Source organism: Shigella sp. SIG6, from assembly GCF_053555815.1.
Genome location: NZ_JBQZXC010000323.1, coordinates 1 through 450 on the forward strand (window position 1 = coordinate 1; position 450 = coordinate 450).

Genomic DNA, 450 nt, shown 5'->3' on the forward strand with positions numbered 1-450 from the left:
TACCGACGCAATCTCAGGCATGACGGATAGTTATTTAATGCGCCTTCACGATGAGCTAAAATCACTGTATGAATGTGGTCTCAAACACCCAACAGCTTGAACAGCGTATCGCCGATTTTTTTACGCTTAGTGATGAGCATAAGAAAGCCAGAGTATTACTTGATACTCTGGCCTGTTCCTGTCCGGCCTGGATTTTTGGCGGGATGGTGCGTGACTTAGGCTTGTATGGCGTCGATGGATTCTCTTCAGACCTTGATATCGTCATCGGTCGCTCCCGTGAGGAACTCTTCCAGACATTGGCTGAACTGCCCGTCAAACAACTGCGTTTTAATAAGTTTGGTGGGATCCGTTTTCGTTATCACGACTTCGAATTTGATATCTGGAACCTCAATGAGACATGGGCATTCCGGGAAAAACTTATATTTTGTGAGGATGAATCAAGTCTGTTAA

General features: G+C 45.1%; 1 protein-coding gene. It reads left to right on the plus strand.

The window, feature by feature from the left end:
- Window positions 1-68: 68 nt before the first annotated feature.
- Window positions 69-450, plus strand: a 382-nt coding sequence (locus ACUU1M_RS20620; protein WP_449144796.1) for a hypothetical protein, incomplete at its 3' end; no start/stop codon positions are given.